Here is a 15389-nt window from a genome sequence, read left to right as displayed (position 1 = left end):
AGGACGAGCGCGAAGCGCGGATAAAAGGGGGTCCAGGGGGCGGAGCCCCCTGGTTTCGGGAAGGGGCGGGATTGGGGAGCCTCCCAGCCGGGTCAGAAATACGTGCGGATGTAGTCCGTGACCGTCCCATCCCCCTCCACCAGGGGGATCAACTGCCACTTGTCGAACGACGTGCACGGGTGGGAGAGCCCGAACCCGACCCAGTCACCGACCTGGAGGTCGGCCCCACCCCCCGTCCGCACCCACCCGTGCTGATCGGAAAGGGCATGGAGCACGACCCCCTCAGCGGGTCGCTCGACCCCGTCCCGCCGCACGACCTGCGCCTCGGGCAGATCGAGGTCGTACGCCGCGTCCCGCTTCCCCGCATTGACGAACGCCTGCCCGTCCGACGGCCGCGACACGACCTGGGCCCACAGCCGGAACGCGGGCTCCAGGGCCCCCTCCTCGGGCACCCGGTTGAAGGGGGTGAGGTGCTTGTAGTGCCCGTCGTCGTGCGACACGTACGCGCCGGAGCGCAGCAACTTCAGTACGGGAAGGGACAGCTGGGGAATCTCGGCGAACACGTCGGCGACCGCGTCGAACCACGCGGAGCCCCCGGCGCTGACCACGATCTCGTCGACCCCGCCCGCCCCGCCCGCCGTGAAGCGCCCCGCCGCGTCGAAGTCGGCGGCGAGCGCCACGAGCCGCCGCAGCCAGGCGTGGACGCGGTCGGGCGTCGCGTCCGGGACCTCGCCCTCGTACCCGGCGACCCCCACGAGCCGCAGCGCCGACGCGGCACCGACCGCGTCGGCGACGGCGGCGCAGTCGGCCTCGGTGCGCGCACCGGTCCGCGCGCCGTCACCGGCGGCGAGCTCGACGACGACGTCGACGGGGCGCCGGGCGCCCGCGGCACGCAGGGCGGCGTCCATCAGCTCCACGCCGCGCACCGAGTCGACGTAGCAGATGAAGCGGAAGCCGGGGTCGGCGTCCAGCTCGGCGGCGAGCCACCGCAGCGCCGCCGCGTCGACGAGCTCGTTGGCGAGGAAGATCCGCTGGACGCCGAACGCCCGGGCCACGCGCACCTGGTGGGGCACGGCGAGCGTGATGCCCCACGCGCCGTGGTCGAGCTGCTGCTTGAACAGCTGGGGGGCCATGGACGTCTTGCCGTGCGGGGCGAAGGCGAGGCCGTGGCGGGTCGCGTACTCCTCCATGAGCGCGAGGTTGTGCGCGAGGCGCTCGGCGGAGAGGGCGAGGACGGGGGTGGTGAAGCCGCCCGTGAAGAGGTTGCGGCGCTGGGCGGCGAGCTCGCCGACGGTGAGGCCCGCGGCGTCCGGCGGGAGGGCCTTGAAGCGGTGGTCGACGCGTTCTGCCGCCAGCTGCGCGAGAGCGGCTGTCGCGCGGTCGTCGGCCTGGTCCGCGGGAGCCTCTGCGCGCGTGTCCCCGCCGGTGGCTGCGCGGGTGGCTGCGCGGGTGTCGGCGGGCGTGTCGGCGGCCATGGGCGCCTCCTCAAGACAGGCGTTGCATATACTGCAACGTTCATTGCGTATGTCGCTTACTGCTGTCTAACATCCGAGCCAACGCCGGGTCAACGGATCCGGAGAGCGAGTGAGGAGCTGACGCGGACGTGACCACAGCAGGCGCCGGCGGAGGCACGAACTCCGTTGACGGGGGCGGCACCGACCCCCTGGACACCGACGTCGTGACGCTCGGCGAGTCCATGGTCACCTTCCTGCCGTCGCGCCCGGGCCGCCTCGCCGACGTGCCGTCCTTCGAGCGCGGCATCGGCGGCGCCGAGTCGAACGTCGCCTGCGCCCTCGCCGCCGCGGGCCACCGCACCCGCTGGGTCAGCCGCGTCGGCGCCGACGGCTTCGGCGACCACCTGGTCGCGGCCATCGGCCGGTACGGCGTCGACACCTCCGCCGTCGGCCGCGACCCGCACCGCCCCACCGGCATCTACTTCCGCACCGCCGACGACCGCGCCGCCGACGCGCACGAGGTCCTCTACTACCGCGCGGGCTCCGCCGCCTCCGCAATGTCGCCGGGCACCATGGCGCCCGACGCCCTGTGGTCCGGGCGCGTCCTGCACCTGTCCGGCATCACCCCGGCGCTCTCCGACGACTGCCTCGCCCTGGTCCGCGACCTGTGCACCCGCAGGCCGGGCCGCCGCTCGCTCGTCTCCTTCGACGTCAACCACCGGCCCGGCCTGTGGCAGGGCGCCGACGGCGAGGGACCGGCCGTCCTCCTCGACCTCGCGCGCGGCGCCGACCTCGTCTTCGTCGGCGCCGACGAGGCCGCGGCCGCCTGGGGGATCACCGGCGGCCCCGCGGCGATCCGCGCCGCGCTGCCCGAGCCCGCCGTGCTCGTCGTCAAGCAGGGCGCGGAGGGCGCCACGGTCCTCGCCGCCGACCACACCACCGGCCGCGACACCGTCACCTCCGTCCCGGCCCTGCACGTCGACGTCGTCGCACCCGTCGGCGCCGGGGACGCCTTCGCCGCCGGATTCCTCTCCGCGACCCTGCGCGGTCTCTCCGTCGAACACCGCCTGCGCCACGGCCACTTGATGGCCGCCGCCGCCCTCACCGTGCCCGGCGACCTCGCCGCGCCCCCCGCCCGCGAGCACGCCGACGCCCTCGCCGCCCTCACCCCCGCCGCCTGGCAGTCACTGCGCCTCGGCCCCGGCTGGACGGCCGCACCGCCGCCCGCCGCGGCCCCCGCCGACGAGGAGGTACGTACGTCATGAGCCAGACCGTCGACCGCGCCCTGTCCATCCTGCCGCTGCTCGCGGAGGGCCCCGCCGACCTCGGCCAGGTCGCCGAGCGCCTCGGCGTGCACAAGTCCACCGCCCTGCGCCTGCTGCGCACCCTGCACGAACACGGCCTGGTCTTCCGCCAGTCCGACCAGCGCTACCGCCTGGGCGCCCGGCTCTTCGCGCTCGCCCAGGAGGCCGTCGAGAACCTCGACGTGCGCGAGATCGCCCACCCGCACCTCCTCGCGCTCAACGAGAAGTGCGGCCACACCGTCCACCTCGCGGTGTACGAGGACCACGAGGTCGTCTACATCGACAAGGTCGAGAGCCGCTACCCGGTCCGGATGTACTCGCGCATCGGCAAGCCCGTCGCGATCACCGTCGCCGCCGTCGCCAAGCTGCTGCTCGCCGACTTCCCCGAGGCCGAGCGCCGCGTCATCGCGGAGAAGCTCGACTACCCCACGTACACGTCCCGTTCGACGCCCAACGCGCAGGCCTTCCTCAGGGAGCTCGCGCTGGTGCGCGAACAGGGCTGGGCCACCGACCTCGGCGGCCACGAGGAGTCCATCAACTGCGTCGGCGCGCCCATCCGCGGCGCCGACGGCCGGGTCGTCGCCGCCATGTCGGTGTCCGCGCCCAACGTCGTCGTCACCGCCGACGAACTCCTCACCCTGCTCCCCGCGGTGCGCCGCACCGCGGAAGCGATCAGCCGGGAGTACTCCGGCAAGGCCCCTATCAAGGAAGACGGAAGCACCCCATGAGTGACACCACCGCGAAGGTCGCGCTGACGCCCGCCACCCACACCACCCCGCCCGCCAAGTTCTCCCACGGCGTGAAGAAGGGCAACATCCTCCAGGTCGCGGGCCAGGTCGGCTTCCTCCCCGCCGAGGAGGGCAAGGCCCCCACCCCCGCGGGCCCGACCCTGCGCGAGCAGACCCTCCAGACCCTCGCCAACGTCAAGGCCATCCTCGAAGAGGGCGGCGCCACCTGGGACGACGTGATGATGCTGCGCGTCTACCTCACGGACGTCGACCACTTCGCGGAGATGAACGAGATCTACAACAAGTACTTCGAGGAGCAGCAGCTCTCGGCCCCGCCCGCCGCCCGCACCACCGTGTACGTCGGCCTGCCCAAGGGCCTGCTCATCGAGATCGACGCGCTGGCCGTACTCGGCTGACCAAGCCCTGACCCCCGTCACGCACGCCGTTCGTCACGGCGCGGCGCCCCACACCCCCGAGGCGCCGTGCCGTGATCCCCCCTGCCCAGAAAGCCCCATGCACTTACGAGGTCAACGATGTCCCCGTCTGCACTCTCCGCGCCCCTCGCGGCCACCGCCCCACCACCACCTGAGGTCCCGCACACCGGCGGCCTGATGACCGTCATCGACGGCACGGCGGGCCTGCTGACCGTCGCCGCGCTCGGCATCCTGCTTCTGCTCTTCCTGATCATCAAGGCCAGGCTGCAGCCCTTCGTGGCGCTGCTCGCGGTCTCCATAGCCGTCGGCCTCGCGGCGGGCCTGTCGGTCACCGAACTCTTCGGCACGGTCCAGAAGTCGAACGCGACCTCGCTCATCGAGACCGGCATGGGCGGCATCCTCGGCCATGTGGCGATCATCATCGGCCTCGGCACGATGCTCGGCGCGATCCTCGAAGTCTCCGGCGGAGCCGAAGTGTTGTCGCGGCGCCTCCTCGAACTCTTCGGAGAGAAGCGCGCCCCCGTGGCGATGGGCCTGACGGGCCTGATCTTCGGCATCCCGGTCTTCTTCGACGTGGGCATCTTCGTCCTGGCGCCGATCGTCTACGCGGCGGCGAAGCGCAGCGGAAAGTCGATCCTCCTCTACTGCCTCCCGCTCCTCGCCGGCCTCTCCATGACCCACGCGTTCCTGCCCCCGCACCCGGGCCCGGTCGCGGCCGCGGGCCTGCTGAAGGTCGACCTGGGCTGGGTCATCCTCATGGGCATCGTCTGCGGGATCCCCGCCGTCCTCGCGGCCTGGGTGTTCTCCGCGTGGGTCGGCAAGCGCATCTTCGTACCCGTGCCGCAGGACATGCTGGAGGCCTCGGAGGAGGCGAAGGCCGCGGTGCTCGCCGAGCAGAAGGCGCAGGGCCGGACGCCCCAGGAGCAGCCGGTGGCCCTCGGCACGGTGTTCCTGATCATCGGCACCCCTCTGACCCTGATCCTCCTGGCCACCTTCTCCTCCATCGCCTTCGACCCCTCCACCGCCCGCTCGGTCATCGAGTTCTTCGGCAACCCCTTCGTGGCCCTGACGATCGCGCTCGCGATGGCGTACTACCTCCTCGGCATCCGCCGCGGCTGGTCCCGCAAGTCCCTGGAGACGGTCTCGACGGCGTCCCTGAAGCCGGTCGGCAACATCCTCCTGGTCGTCGGCGCGGGCGGGATCTTCGGCGCCGTCCTCAAGGGCAGCGGCATCGCGGACGCCCTGGCCGACACCTTCAACGACGTCGGCCTGCCCGTCATCGTCCTCGCCTACCTGATCTCCCTGGTCCTGCGCGTAGCCCAGGGCTCGGCGACGGTCGCCATCGTCACCACGGCGGGCATCGTCGCCCCGATCCTCGCCGAGGGCGACTACTCCCACGCCTTCACGGCCCTGGTCATCATGGCCATCTCCGCGGGCTCGATCTTCGCCTCGCACGTCAACGACGGCGGCTTCTGGATCGTCGCGAAGTACTTCGGCATCTCGGAGCGCGACACGCTCCGCACGTGGACCGTCCTGGAGTCGGTCCTGTCCCTGGCGGGCTTCGCGGTGGCGGCGCTGGTGAGCCTGTTCGTCTAGCGGTTGTACGTGGTGGTACGTCTGTAAGTGGTTGTACGTCTGTACGTGGCTGTACGTCTGTACGTGGATGGGGCGTCCGGTGGCCGGTGAGCCGCTGGGCGCCCCGCCTCATGTGCGGGACGGCGTCAGCCGCGCGGCTTCTCCCCGTACAGCGGGAAGCGGTTCGTTTCGACGTCGAAGGCGAGCGGCTGGGGGAGGGGGATGGTCTCGCCGTACTTGCCCTGCTGTGCTTCCTGGTACGCGCCTGCCTTTGGGTGTGCGTACAACGTCCATGTGCCATGACGGGGATCAACGACAACGAGAACGGTCACACCCGCACCCGCGTACCAGTCGACCTTGTCCCTGATCTCCTTGGACCTCTCGGACTTGGAGATCACTTCGACGGCGAGTGCTGCGTCCTCGGGGGCCGCGAGCCAGTCGTCGTCCTCCTCCCACTCCGTGGGCAGGACGAGGAGGTCCGGCGTGACGTAGTCGTCGGGATCGTCGGGCAGGGCGATGGAGGACACCTCGTAAGCGGCCAGCCCCTCGGGCAGCCTCGCGTCCAACTGCCGCCTCAGCCGTGCGATCACACCCGCGTGCTTCCCACGCGGAGTCGGGGACATCACGAGCTTTCCTCCCAGGATCTGCACGCGCAGACCGGTCGCTTCCTCGATCTTCTCGGCGACTTCGCGCAGATTCCCAGGACGGGGCCGAAGCGTACGCAGACGGCCGGAACGCGGCTCGGACATCGCCAGCGACCTCCGTCCCTCGGGCTCCGTGGCTGCGCGGGCGGGCGCGGTGGGAGGCCCCGTGCCCCGCTCAGCGGTGCCCCCACCGTACTGCGCGCCCCCTTCGGCCGCACTGGTCCCACGCCCGCCGCGCGCGCCCGTCGGGGCCCGCAGCCGCTGCTCTGCTTGCGTCATGTCGCTCTGCCCCTTCCTGATTCCGTCGCGGACTGTCCGCGTGTCATCACGGTAGGTCACCCCACTGACAATCAGTCGTCCTCCCGCATTCCGCCCACAGCAGCTTTCCGCCGGACGCGTCGCCGAGGAGATCCGAGCCCCACGCGTCCGCGCACGCGCGCACGAGGTGCAGGCCGCGCCCGCTCTCGGCGGCCCCCGACGGCGCCTGGCCGAGCGGGCTGCCGAAGCCGGGCGGGAGGTGGGGGCTGGAGTCCCAGACGGACACCCTTACGCGGTCCGGTTCGGCCGCGCGCAGGCGGAGGGCGTAGGGGTCCTGCGTGTGGAGGTGGGCGTTGTTCAGCATCTCGGCGGCCATCAGCTCGATGGTGGGGGTGAGTTCGGCGAGTCCGTACGACGCGAGGACGCAGCGCAGGGTGGCGCGGGCGATGCCTGGGGCGCGGGGGCCGTGGGGGAGTTGGAGGGTGTAGGCCCAGGGTGGGGATACGGTTGGGTTCATGGAAGTGCCCTTTCGGGGAGCGGGGTTGGGGGTGCCCGTTGACGTTGCCGCTCCGTCGAGCGGGGTACTTCCGGGCGGGTCGGCCTGAGGGAGAAGGTAGGGCATGGGCAAATGTCATTTGCGTGAATCCGAGATACATAGCCCAACTTCCCTCGTGTGAGTGACGGCCCAACCAGGCATGTACCAAGAGGAGTTCGCATGGCGACGAGGCCTGCGATGACGGCTCGCAGGGCCCGGCTGGCAGCCGAGCTTCGCAAGCTGCGCGAGCGAGCGGGCATGACGGCGACCGAGGCGGCACGCGCGCTCGGGACCAGCCAGGGGCAGCTCAGCAACGTCGAGTCGGGCCGGTTCGGCGTGAGCGCGGACCGCGTACGAGCCATGGCCCGCATTTACTCGTGTCCGGACCAGCCGTACATCGACGCCCTGGTCGGCATGGCGACCGAGAAGACGCACGGGTGGTGGGAGGCGTATCGCGAGGTATTGCCGTGCGGCCTGCGGTACTTGGCCGAATTGGAGCATCACGCCGTCGCCCTGCGCACCGCCTACACCTCTCACATCGCGGGGTTGTTGCAGACACCGGATCACGCCCGAGAGATCTTCCGGCATGCGATCCCGGCGCCGACGCCGCCGGAGGTCGAGCACTGGGTGTCGCTTCGCATCAAGCGGCAGGGCGTCATCTATCGGGACGACGCGCTCCCGTACCGGACGGTCATGCATGAAGCGGCCCTGCGCATGACGGTCGGCGGTCCGAAGGTGGCACGCGCTCAGTTGCGGCACATCGTCGAGATGAGCGAGCGCGAGCACATCACTGTCCGCATCCTGCCGTTCGACGTCGGCGCGTTCCCTGGGTCGGGCCAGAACATCAACTACCTGTTGGGTTCCGTGCCGCAGCTGGATACCGTGCAGCTGGACCAGTTCCACGGGCCTCTACTGATCGACGCCGAGGCCCACTTGGAGAGCTACCGCCGACTCCTGGACGTCGTGGAGGCCACCGCTCTGGACCCAGAAGCCTCACGGGACCTGATCCGTTCCATCGCCCAAGAACTGTGAAGGGAACAAGCATGATCACGTACGAATGGCAGAAGTCGTCCTACTGCCAGTCGGGCGACGCCTGCGTACACGTAGCCGAAACCCGGACAGGAACGGCCCGCAACGAGGTTCATCTCACCGAAAGCGCCGACCCCGCAGGGGCGATACTCACGGCCCCGCCCGGGGCCTTCGCGGCACTGCTTCGCGCTCTCAAGTAGCGGAGCCTCGGGCCGGTGGCCTGAACTCGATCCTGTGGGCGATCATCCGGACACGAACTGTCATACCCCGTGACTAGAGTTGCGTAGTAGTTCGCGATAGCTATGAAGTCAGGCTTTGGTCACTGCGGGGGTGGGGGCTGGTGGGGTCAGGCAAGTCGGGGGATTCGTCGTGGATGCCGGACGTGCTCGGCGGCGTGCGGGAGGCCGCCGCGGACGTGGCCACGGAGCTGACGTCGTTCGTCAGGTTCCAGCAGCGCGTCGATGAACTGATCCGCGATCTCAAGGGGTCCCCGGCCGGTCCGGGCAAGGTGGGCCAAGAGCAGCTCGTACGCGCCCAGTTCGGCGGCGGGGACGGGGCCTGGGCCGAGGCCGCCGGGCTCTTCGGGGCGTACGAGACGGTGATCACCGAGCTGGAGAAGCTGTCCAAGACGCTGTCCGACTCCATAGAGGGCATGGGCATCGCGGTCCTCGCCTCGCACAAGGGCTATCGGAACGTCGACGAGGACATTCGCGATCGCATGGCGCAGATCAGCGCGGGGATCGCGGAGCGGTACGAGGCCGACGGCGCCGCAGGCAGGGAGAAGCCGGGCCGTGCGGACCGAGGAGGACCGGCGGACGGGGCGGGCGACGCGGGAGGGACGATCTGATGGGGACCTCCTTCGAGTCCATGAGCCACGAGCAGATGCTGGCGTGGCTGGACCAGGCGAACAGCGGCGTGGTCCAAGCGGCCGCGGACCGGCTCGTCGCCGCGGCCACGGAGATCCGCAAGATCGCGGACGAGCTGAAGGTGCGCCCCCAGTGGGTGCGGTGGAAGGGCGAGGGTGCGACGGCGTTCCGCACGTGGAGCGGCGACCTGGCCAACTCAACCCATCGTCTCGGCGACTTCAGCGAGGACTCCGCGAAGTGGCTCGCCCGCGCGTCGGAGGCGATCGCCACGGCCCAGGCGTCGATCCCACGCGACAAGGGCGGCGCGGCGGGCAACTTGAAGGCGGCGCAGTCCGCCCCGAACGATCCGGACGCGCGGGCGGTGGCCTCCAAGTCGGCGGGCGAGCTGGCGCGGATCGAGGCCGACAAGGAGAAGGTCCGCCAGGAGGCGGCAGCGGAGATGCGCAAGCTGGGGCAGGCGTATCAGTTGTCGGCGCAGCAGTTGGAGGGGTTGGAGAGGCCGCGGTTTCCTCGGGTGCCGCCGGAGATTCGGCCGGCACAGACGTGGCGCGTCAGTGAGTTGCCTTCTGGTGAGGGTGGCGGGGCTGCGACATCTACTGGAGGGCCTGGGGGAGCGCCAGCTGGCGCGGTACCGCCCGGTGAACCGTCCCGGCCGCCGGCTGCTGTACCCGGGCCCAGTGGGTCGGGAGGCGGCCCTGATGCGCCATCGGGCGTGGGCCCGCAGCCCATGCCTCAAGGCCCAGACCCTGTAGGCGTCCGAGTCGACGGTACGGGACCGCTTCCTGACGCCCCGCCCGCACCTCCACCTTCTCCTCAGGGAGCACCGCCGACCCCGGTCAAGCCCGATGGAACGGCGCAACCCATAGGTCTATTTCCGCCACCTTCGGGACAGCAACCGAGTCCGCCCGCCAAGCCCACGATTCCGTTGGGTCCAGGGCCCGTTGGGCCCGGCGGCCGTTCGCTCCTGCCGCCAGGGGGCGGCCCGGTGGGGCCTGTTCCCGGACGGACGGGTAGTGGACCGGTAGGACCGGCCCCCGGGCGCACGCCCAGCGGGGGACAGCCCTTGCCTCAGCGCCCGACGGGCCCGGCACAACCGGTGGTCGGCGGCACCCCCAGGGTTCCACCCGCGGGCCCGCCTGCTGGGCGTATGCCGAGCGGTTCCGGCATCGTCGGTGGCCGTCCCACGCCGTCAGCCCCCGGTGGGCCGACCGGAGGCTTGCCCCGAGGGGCAGTCGCCGGGGGGTCTCCCACGGGGACGGGCCCAGGAGGACCAGGTGCCGGACGAGGGGCGGCGGCGGGACAACGACCGATGGGCGCCCCCAACGGCATCGCGGGCGGGCAGCCCCGGCGTCAGGGACCGATGCGGGGCGCCATGCCGCCGAACTCGACGCAACCCTCACGCTCACGACGTAACGAGGAACGGGACGGCAGACCGGACTACCTCACCGAGGACCAGGAGACCTGGCACCCGGACAGCCGCCGGGTGGTCCCGCCCGTCATCGACTGACCCACATTCATCCCCCCACTCAGAATCCACGAGGTCATGAGAGAGCAGATGGCTGCCAGGACGCAGCACAACCGACGGTGGCCGAGCGTTGTCTCGGGTGCCGTGGGCCTCCTGCTGGTAGGCGTCGCGGCCACGCCTGCGCACGCGGAGTCCGTACGCGGGAAGCAGTGGTACCTCAACGCTATGCAGGCCGAGAAGATGTGGCAGACCAGCACGGGTAAGGGCGTCACCGTCGCCGTCATCGACACGGGAGTCAACGCTGACCTGCCGGATCTGCGGGGCCAAGTGCTCCCGGGCATGGACCTCGCGCCGGGGAGGGCGGGAGACGAACACACCGATCCACAAGGCCACGGCACTTACATGTCACTCATGATCGCGGGAACGGGCAGGGGAAGTGGCACCTTCGGCCTCGCGCCGGGCGTCAAGGTTCTCCCCGTCCGAGTCCAGGATGACGGGCTGAACAGCAATCGATACATCATCAGAGACAACAAGCGCTTCGCTCGTGGCATCCGTTACGCGGCCGATCACGGCGCGAAGGTCATCAACCTGTCGGTGGCACTCGTGAAGGGATCACCGCAGCTCACCGCAGCGGTGCGGTACGCCATGGATAAAGGCTCGCTCGTTTTCGCCGGAGTCGGCAATGAGGGGACCTCGGAGCTTCGCTACCCAGCAGGCACCCCAGGCGTGATCGGCGTCGGGTCTGTAGGCAGAAACCTCCACAAGGCAAAGGAGTCCCAGTACGGCCCGCAGGTGGACCTCGCCGCACCCGGCGATGAGATCTACACAACGTGCGCATCGGGCAAGGGCATCTGCAACAGTCACGGCACCAGCAACGCCACCGCCCTAGCCTCCGCCAGCGCCGCCCTCATCTGGTCCAAGCACCCCGACTGGACCAACAACCAGGTCCTCCGCGTCATGCTCAACACCATCGGCGCCCCCACGGACGGCGCGAAGCGCAACGACTCCATCGGCTATGGCATCGTCCGCCCCCGGGTGGCCCTCCAGAAGCCGGGCGACCCGGGAGCGCCGGACGAGTACCCCCTCCCAGACCTCAAACAGTCCACACCCGAGCCCACGCCCAAGCGCTCGTCGCCCACCCCGTCAACCGCCCCCGGATCAGTCACACAGGCCAAGACCGACGACGGCGACGACGGCGGCATGGGCACAACAGCCAAGATCGGCCTGGGCGTCGGCGCCGCCGCGCTGATCGGCGGCGTGGTCGCCGCAGTGGCCGTCATCCGCAGGCGCCGAGCCGGCACGTCCCCCAACGCGTTCGGGAGGCCATGACATGGCGTGGGAAGAGTGGGAGCGGCTCAAAGCGGATGCCGCTGAGCGTCGGCCCGAGCGGATGCAACTGAACCAGCTGCCGACCGGACGCGGGGGCCGGGACGGGGGCGGCAAGGACCTCGTCGTCCACGACAACGAACTCGGCCGGCTCGGCAACATGGCCTACGACCTGCGGGAGCGGTTCCGTGTGGACAGCGACCACGCCCGGCAGGCCACGTTCGACGCCTCCGTGGAGCTGATGAACGACGGCCTGGACACCGGCTCCGCGCTCACCGAGTTGCATGACGCGTGGAACAGCAAAGCCAGGGTCCTCAAGGACGCCTGCGCCCACATCTCCAACGGTCTGGACTTCGCCCGCTCTCAGCACGCCAAGGATGAGGACAAGGTCGCGACGTCCATCAAGGCCTCGGCCATCTCCCGGTATCTGACGTAGGGCGAGGACGTAGAGGGAACTGATGCTGACCGTCTCGGAGTTGCTCCAGCTCCGTCTGGGCAAACTGCAGGAAGCCGTCACCGACTGGCAGGCCATGGCAGGCCGCCTGCAGCGGCTGGCCGACGGTAAGGAAGGGATCTCCGCCGCCGACCTGGCCCAGCAGGCCAACGCCGCCGACTGGCGCGGGGTGAACGCCACCGTGACGAGGGAGTTCGTCACCAAGACCAGCCGCGAGTTCAGCCAGGCGGCTGCGGAGGCGAAGACGATCCTGGGCCTGCTGCGCGACACGCACAGCGACCTCGCCAAGCACAAGAGCGACCTCCGGACGGCCATCGACGACGGGCGCGCGCGGCGGATCCGCCACGAGGAGAACGGCTCGGCGCGCTACGCCCACCCGCAGGGTCTCCTGGGCAGCGAAATCACGGACAAGCCCAGCCAGGCAGAACTGGACGCCGCGGCCAAACGGGTCACCCGCATCCTGTGGGAAGCCACCGAGACGGACCGGATCGCAGCCCAGGCCCTGCGCGGCATCGCCAAGAACAAGCACGACTTCCGCACCGGTGGTCCCAAGGACCTCAAAGAGGCGGACGCGCGGCAGGGCAAGAAGGAGGCCGAGTACTGGGCGAAGAAGATCAAGGAGGGCGATGTCAGCGAGTGGAGCGACAAGGAACTCGCCCGCTTCAACGAGTCACTGAGGAACCAGCAGGACAACGAGGCCTTCACCACCACGTTCGCCACGAGGCTGGGCGGCGAGGGAACCCTCCGGTTCTGGCGCGACCTGGCCGACCCGCCCGGCGCCGACATCGAGGGCGACCGGGCCAAGGTGCTGGCCCACGTCCAGGACAACCTCAGCATGTCGCTGGCGAACGCCACCCACGTCGACACCCCGGCCATGGACGAGTGGAAGCGCGACGTCATCGCGGCCGGAGACAAGCAGTTCCCGCTGCGCGAGGGAATCCAGGGCCCCTACGGGTTCCAGATCGCCAGCAGCCTCATGAAGAAGGGGAAGTTCGCATCGGGCTTCCTCAACGACTACGGCACGAATCTGATCGAGTTCGAGCGGGAGAAGGGGCAGAACCGCGCCAACGGTGATCCGGAAATCCTCTGGGGCGAAGACAGCCAGCTCGACTACCCACCCTCGGGCAAGCCGAACGATCCCGTGGCCGGATTCCTGGAGGGCCTGGCCCACAACCCCGACGCCTCAGCCGAATTCTTCAAGGGCTCCACGGAGGGCGAGGGCCTCGAGCCGATCGACAACTTCGACTACCTGGTGGGCGCGAAGGGCGACGGGGACGACGCACCCGACCCCCGCGCGTGGCCGCAGGGCAAGGACGGCAAGCCGGCCGGGTACGCGAGCCTCGGGCACGCACTGGAGTCGGCGACGCTCGGGTACGCGTATGACGACAAGAACCCCGAGATTCCCCCGATGAAGACGGACGCGCAGATCGAAGCACGCCAGGATCGAACCGACCTCATGAAGCGGGTCGTTGACCACTATGGGAGCGCCGATCTCATCGACGGACAGCCGGGGATACGGGACAGCCTGGCACGCATGGCCGCGGGGCATGTCGACAGCCTCACGTACCGACTACCTGGTGGGCGCGAAGGGCGACGGGGACGACGCACCCGACCCCCGCGCGTGGCCGCAGGGCAAGGACGGCAAGCCGGCCGGGTACGCGAGCCTCGGGCACGCACTGGAGTCGGCGACGCTCGGGTACGCGTATGACGACAAGAACCCCGAGATTCCCCCGATGAAGACGGACGCGCAGATCGAAGCACGCCAGGATCGAACCGACCTCATGAAGCGGGTCGTTGACCACTATGGGAGCGCCGATCTCATCGACGGACAGCCGGGGATACGGGACAGCCTGGCACGCATGGCCGCGGGGCATGTCGACAGCCTCACGTACAGGATGACCAACTTCGGGGGTAGTCGGGATGTGACCAGCGTCAACGAGCTGTTTGACGCTCAGAAGAAGCACCTGGTCGATTTTGGATACGGGACCCAGAATTTCCTTCGGGCTCTGGCTTCGGATCAGGATTCGTACGCGACGGTGTCCAGCGCCCAACAGATCTACGGTGCCAGCCTCATGGCGGCTCAGGGAAATGACCACGACGCCGCCATGAATGCAGCCGGATATAGCCTTAAAGTGCACGGGGCGCTTGATCAGGCCCGGTTTGAGGCAATCGGTAAGGAGTTCGCCGATGAAGAGGCCGAACGCAACGAGGCACTGGAAAAGCAGGCCGGGTGGCGGAACTTCGCCGCAAGCGCCACCATCGGCACGGTAGTCGGGGTAGGAGCGGCCACTGTCATCCCCGCAGGAGCAGCCGCCGCCATCGCGGTCCCTCTCGCTTTCGAGGCCGGGGGTGGGGCCGTGGAGACATTCAGCGCGAACACCTTCGATTGGCTGAAGGCCGACGAGTACGACAATAGCCAGCAGGCGATCAACAGCATCGACGAGGCGAAGGAAGTGGGCCGAAATAATGCTATGGCTCCGATCCTCAAATATGCGCAATCCGAGGGGCTAGTCGGCAAACCAATGGACGCGTATATGCCAAACCTGGAGGGCAGTTACGGTAGTGGTGGCCGCGAGACGGACACCGACGATGCGAGGGGCTACTGATGCGGAACACCCGCCTTGCCGCCCTCTCCCTGGCCTGCGCACTCCTCGCGGCGGGAGGCTGTACCAGCGGCGACGGGAAGCAGGACCGTACGCGACGCGAGAGTCAGGCATGCACGAAACTCCTGGGAAAGGAAGGAATGGCCTGGCTGAAAGAGCACACTACGGTGCCCAAGCTGAACCCGAACACCTCCGAGACGATCGCTCACGCGCGCTCAAAATTCCGCAAGCAGGTGCCCGATTGGAAGCCCGAAGAGACTGACATCATCCGTCACACCGCGCGATCCGTGATGTGCGATGCAAGGAATCCTAAGCGTGGTGCAGCTGCCGAGTTTACGCTGGCCTACAGCGCAGCCGCTCTTCCCTTCGATGAATTTCCCGGCCCTAACACTATGTGGACCTCGGTCAGCCTCGGCCCGGACGCCAAGCTTGTCTACAGGAAGAGCCGCTATCTCGACTTGCGGAAATACTATGTCTACGTCAGGTGCGGAGTGCCTGGGGCGTCCGCCTCACAGCTGAATGATGTGACGCTGGAAGGGGGGATGACCGACCTCCTCACTGACGACCTCAATAGCTACCGCACCCACCTCCAACTCCTCCTCCACTCCGCCAAGGTGATGGCCGACGCCTTCAAGTGCACCAACAAACCACAGATCCCGGCGAACCTCCCTTCCTCCATCAAGGACTGACCGTCACCAAAGTGCACGGCGAGGG

The 15389-nt window shown here is 69.3% G+C and carries 16 protein-coding genes; 13 read left to right on the top strand and 3 right to left on the bottom strand.

Features of this window, described 5'->3' with window-relative positions; genetic code table 11:
• Nucleotides 1-92: 92 nt before the first annotated feature.
• Nucleotides 93-1475 carry an alanine racemase gene (locus ACFWZ5_RS18190; RefSeq protein WP_384791839.1) on the bottom strand — a complete coding sequence of 461 codons (1383 nt, stop codon included), beginning with the start codon at nt 1473-1475 and terminating at the stop codon, nt 93-95.
• Nucleotides 1476-1603: 128 nt separating this feature from the next.
• Between ACFWZ5_RS18190 and ACFWZ5_RS18185 the strand changes: the two genes are divergently transcribed.
• The 4 genes from ACFWZ5_RS18185 to ACFWZ5_RS18170 all read left to right on the top strand — a co-directional run bounded on the left by ACFWZ5_RS18185 (nt 1604) and on the right by ACFWZ5_RS18170 (nt 5516).
• Nucleotides 1604-2719 (top strand): sugar kinase, encoded by a 1116-nt coding sequence (locus ACFWZ5_RS18185; protein WP_384791836.1) that lies wholly within the window; start codon nt 1604-1606, stop codon nt 2717-2719.
• The gene (locus ACFWZ5_RS18180) at nt 2716-3486 is read left to right on the top strand and encodes an IclR family transcriptional regulator (RefSeq protein WP_384791833.1); all 771 of its coding nucleotides are present in this window, start codon (nt 2716-2718) and stop codon (nt 3484-3486) included. Before ACFWZ5_RS18185 ends, ACFWZ5_RS18180 begins: the two co-directional genes overlap by 4 nt.
• Nucleotides 3483-3902 carry a RidA family protein gene (locus ACFWZ5_RS18175; protein ID WP_384791830.1) on the top strand — a complete coding sequence of 140 codons (420 nt, stop codon included), beginning with the start codon at nt 3483-3485 and terminating at the stop codon, nt 3900-3902. The genes ACFWZ5_RS18180 and ACFWZ5_RS18175 overlap by 4 nt, the downstream gene beginning before the upstream one ends.
• A gap of 117 nt (nt 3903-4019) precedes the next feature.
• Nucleotides 4020-5516, top strand: a complete 1497-nt coding sequence (locus tag ACFWZ5_RS18170) for a GntP family permease (protein WP_384791827.1) — start codon at nt 4020-4022, stop codon at nt 5514-5516.
• Between the two features lie 125 nt (nt 5517-5641).
• Here the strand turns inward: ACFWZ5_RS18170 and ACFWZ5_RS18165 are convergent, their stop codons facing one another.
• The gene (locus ACFWZ5_RS18165) at nt 5642-6244 is read right to left on the bottom strand and encodes a Uma2 family endonuclease (RefSeq protein WP_384791824.1); all 603 of its coding nucleotides are present in this window, start codon (nt 6242-6244) and stop codon (nt 5642-5644) included.
• A 220-nt stretch (nt 6245-6464) separates the two neighbouring features.
• Nucleotides 6465-6914 carry an ATP-binding protein gene (locus ACFWZ5_RS18160; RefSeq protein WP_384791821.1) on the bottom strand — a complete coding sequence of 150 codons (450 nt, stop codon included), beginning with the start codon at nt 6912-6914 and terminating at the stop codon, nt 6465-6467.
• A gap of 198 nt (nt 6915-7112) precedes the next feature.
• On the opposite strand from ACFWZ5_RS18160, the gene ACFWZ5_RS18155 reads away from it, so the two are divergent.
• The 9 genes from ACFWZ5_RS18155 to ACFWZ5_RS18115 all read left to right on the top strand — a co-directional run bounded on the left by ACFWZ5_RS18155 (nt 7113) and on the right by ACFWZ5_RS18115 (nt 15364).
• A complete protein-coding gene (locus ACFWZ5_RS18155; RefSeq protein WP_384791818.1) occupies nt 7113-7964 on the top strand; it encodes a helix-turn-helix domain-containing protein in 852 nt (283 codons plus the stop codon).
• Nucleotides 7965-7975: 11 nt separating this feature from the next.
• Nucleotides 7976-8161 carry a DUF397 domain-containing protein gene (locus tag ACFWZ5_RS18150; RefSeq protein WP_384791815.1) on the top strand — a complete coding sequence of 62 codons (186 nt, stop codon included), beginning with the start codon at nt 7976-7978 and terminating at the stop codon, nt 8159-8161.
• 173 nt (nt 8162-8334) lie between these two features.
• Nucleotides 8335-8808, top strand: coding sequence for a hypothetical protein (locus ACFWZ5_RS18145; RefSeq protein ID WP_384791812.1), 474 nt, complete (start codon nt 8335-8337; stop codon nt 8806-8808).
• Between the two features lie 1328 nt (nt 8809-10136).
• Entirely contained in the window at nt 10137-10334 is a 198-nt protein-coding gene (locus ACFWZ5_RS18140) for a hypothetical protein (protein ID WP_384791809.1), read from the top strand.
• Nucleotides 10335-10517: 183 nt separating this feature from the next.
• Nucleotides 10518-11621, top strand: a complete 1104-nt coding sequence (gene mycP / locus ACFWZ5_RS18135) for a type VII secretion-associated serine protease mycosin (RefSeq protein WP_384791806.1) — start codon at nt 10518-10520, stop codon at nt 11619-11621.
• A gap of 1 nt (nt 11622) precedes the next feature.
• On the top strand, nt 11623-12054 hold the full coding sequence (locus ACFWZ5_RS18130; RefSeq protein ID WP_384791803.1) for a hypothetical protein: 432 nt from the start codon (nt 11623-11625) through the stop codon (nt 12052-12054).
• Nucleotides 12055-12076: 22 nt separating this feature from the next.
• A complete protein-coding gene (locus ACFWZ5_RS18125) occupies nt 12077-13780 on the top strand; it encodes a hypothetical protein (protein ID WP_384890844.1) in 1704 nt (567 codons plus the stop codon).
• 25 nt (nt 13781-13805) lie between these two features.
• Nucleotides 13806-14678, top strand: coding sequence for a hypothetical protein (locus ACFWZ5_RS18120; RefSeq protein WP_384890841.1), 873 nt, complete (start codon nt 13806-13808; stop codon nt 14676-14678).
• Entirely contained in the window at nt 14678-15364 is a 687-nt protein-coding gene (locus ACFWZ5_RS18115) for a hypothetical protein (RefSeq protein ID WP_384791797.1), read from the top strand. Before ACFWZ5_RS18120 ends, ACFWZ5_RS18115 begins: the two co-directional genes overlap by 1 nt.
• Nucleotides 15365-15389: the final 25 nt, after the last annotated feature.

The sequence above is a fragment of the Streptomyces sp. NPDC059003 genome, from assembly GCF_042740445.1.
Classification (GTDB): Bacteria; Actinomycetota; Actinomycetes; order Streptomycetales; family Streptomycetaceae; genus Streptomyces.
This window is presented reverse-complemented; position numbering and strand designations above follow the sequence as displayed.

Bases quoted from the DNA above. Each gene is read 5' to 3' on its own strand.
- ACFWZ5_RS18150 (WP_384791815.1), top strand. From the start codon at position 7,976: ATGATCACGTACGAATGGCAGAAGTCGTCCTACTGCCAGTCGGGCGAC.
- ACFWZ5_RS18170 (WP_384791827.1), top strand. From the start codon at position 4,020: ATGTCCCCGTCTGCACTCTCCGCGCCCCTCGCGGCCACCGCCCCACCA.
- ACFWZ5_RS18145 (WP_384791812.1), top strand. From the start codon at position 8,335: ATGCCGGACGTGCTCGGCGGCGTGCGGGAGGCCGCCGCGGACGTGGCC.
- ACFWZ5_RS18160 (WP_384791821.1), bottom strand. From the start codon at position 6,914: ATGAACCCAACCGTATCCCCACCCTGGGCCTACACCCTCCAACTCCCC.
- ACFWZ5_RS18120 (WP_384890841.1), top strand. From the start codon at position 13,806: ATGAAGACGGACGCGCAGATCGAAGCACGCCAGGATCGAACCGACCTC.
- ACFWZ5_RS18180 (WP_384791833.1), top strand. From the start codon at position 2,716: ATGAGCCAGACCGTCGACCGCGCCCTGTCCATCCTGCCGCTGCTCGCG.
- ACFWZ5_RS18125 (WP_384890844.1), top strand. From the start codon at position 12,077: ATGCTGACCGTCTCGGAGTTGCTCCAGCTCCGTCTGGGCAAACTGCAG.
- ACFWZ5_RS18165 (WP_384791824.1), bottom strand. From the start codon at position 6,244: ATGTCCGAGCCGCGTTCCGGCCGTCTGCGTACGCTTCGGCCCCGTCCT.
- ACFWZ5_RS18190 (WP_384791839.1), bottom strand. From the start codon at position 1,475: ATGGCCGCCGACACGCCCGCCGACACCCGCGCAGCCACCCGCGCAGCC.
- ACFWZ5_RS18130 (WP_384791803.1), top strand. From the start codon at position 11,623: ATGGCGTGGGAAGAGTGGGAGCGGCTCAAAGCGGATGCCGCTGAGCGT.
- mycP (WP_384791806.1), top strand. From the start codon at position 10,518: ATGCAGGCCGAGAAGATGTGGCAGACCAGCACGGGTAAGGGCGTCACC.
- ACFWZ5_RS18140 (WP_384791809.1), top strand. From the start codon at position 10,137: ATGGGCGCCCCCAACGGCATCGCGGGCGGGCAGCCCCGGCGTCAGGGA.
- ACFWZ5_RS18115 (WP_384791797.1), top strand. From the start codon at position 14,678: ATGCGGAACACCCGCCTTGCCGCCCTCTCCCTGGCCTGCGCACTCCTC.
- ACFWZ5_RS18155 (WP_384791818.1), top strand. From the start codon at position 7,113: ATGGCGACGAGGCCTGCGATGACGGCTCGCAGGGCCCGGCTGGCAGCC.
- ACFWZ5_RS18175 (WP_384791830.1), top strand. From the start codon at position 3,483: ATGAGTGACACCACCGCGAAGGTCGCGCTGACGCCCGCCACCCACACC.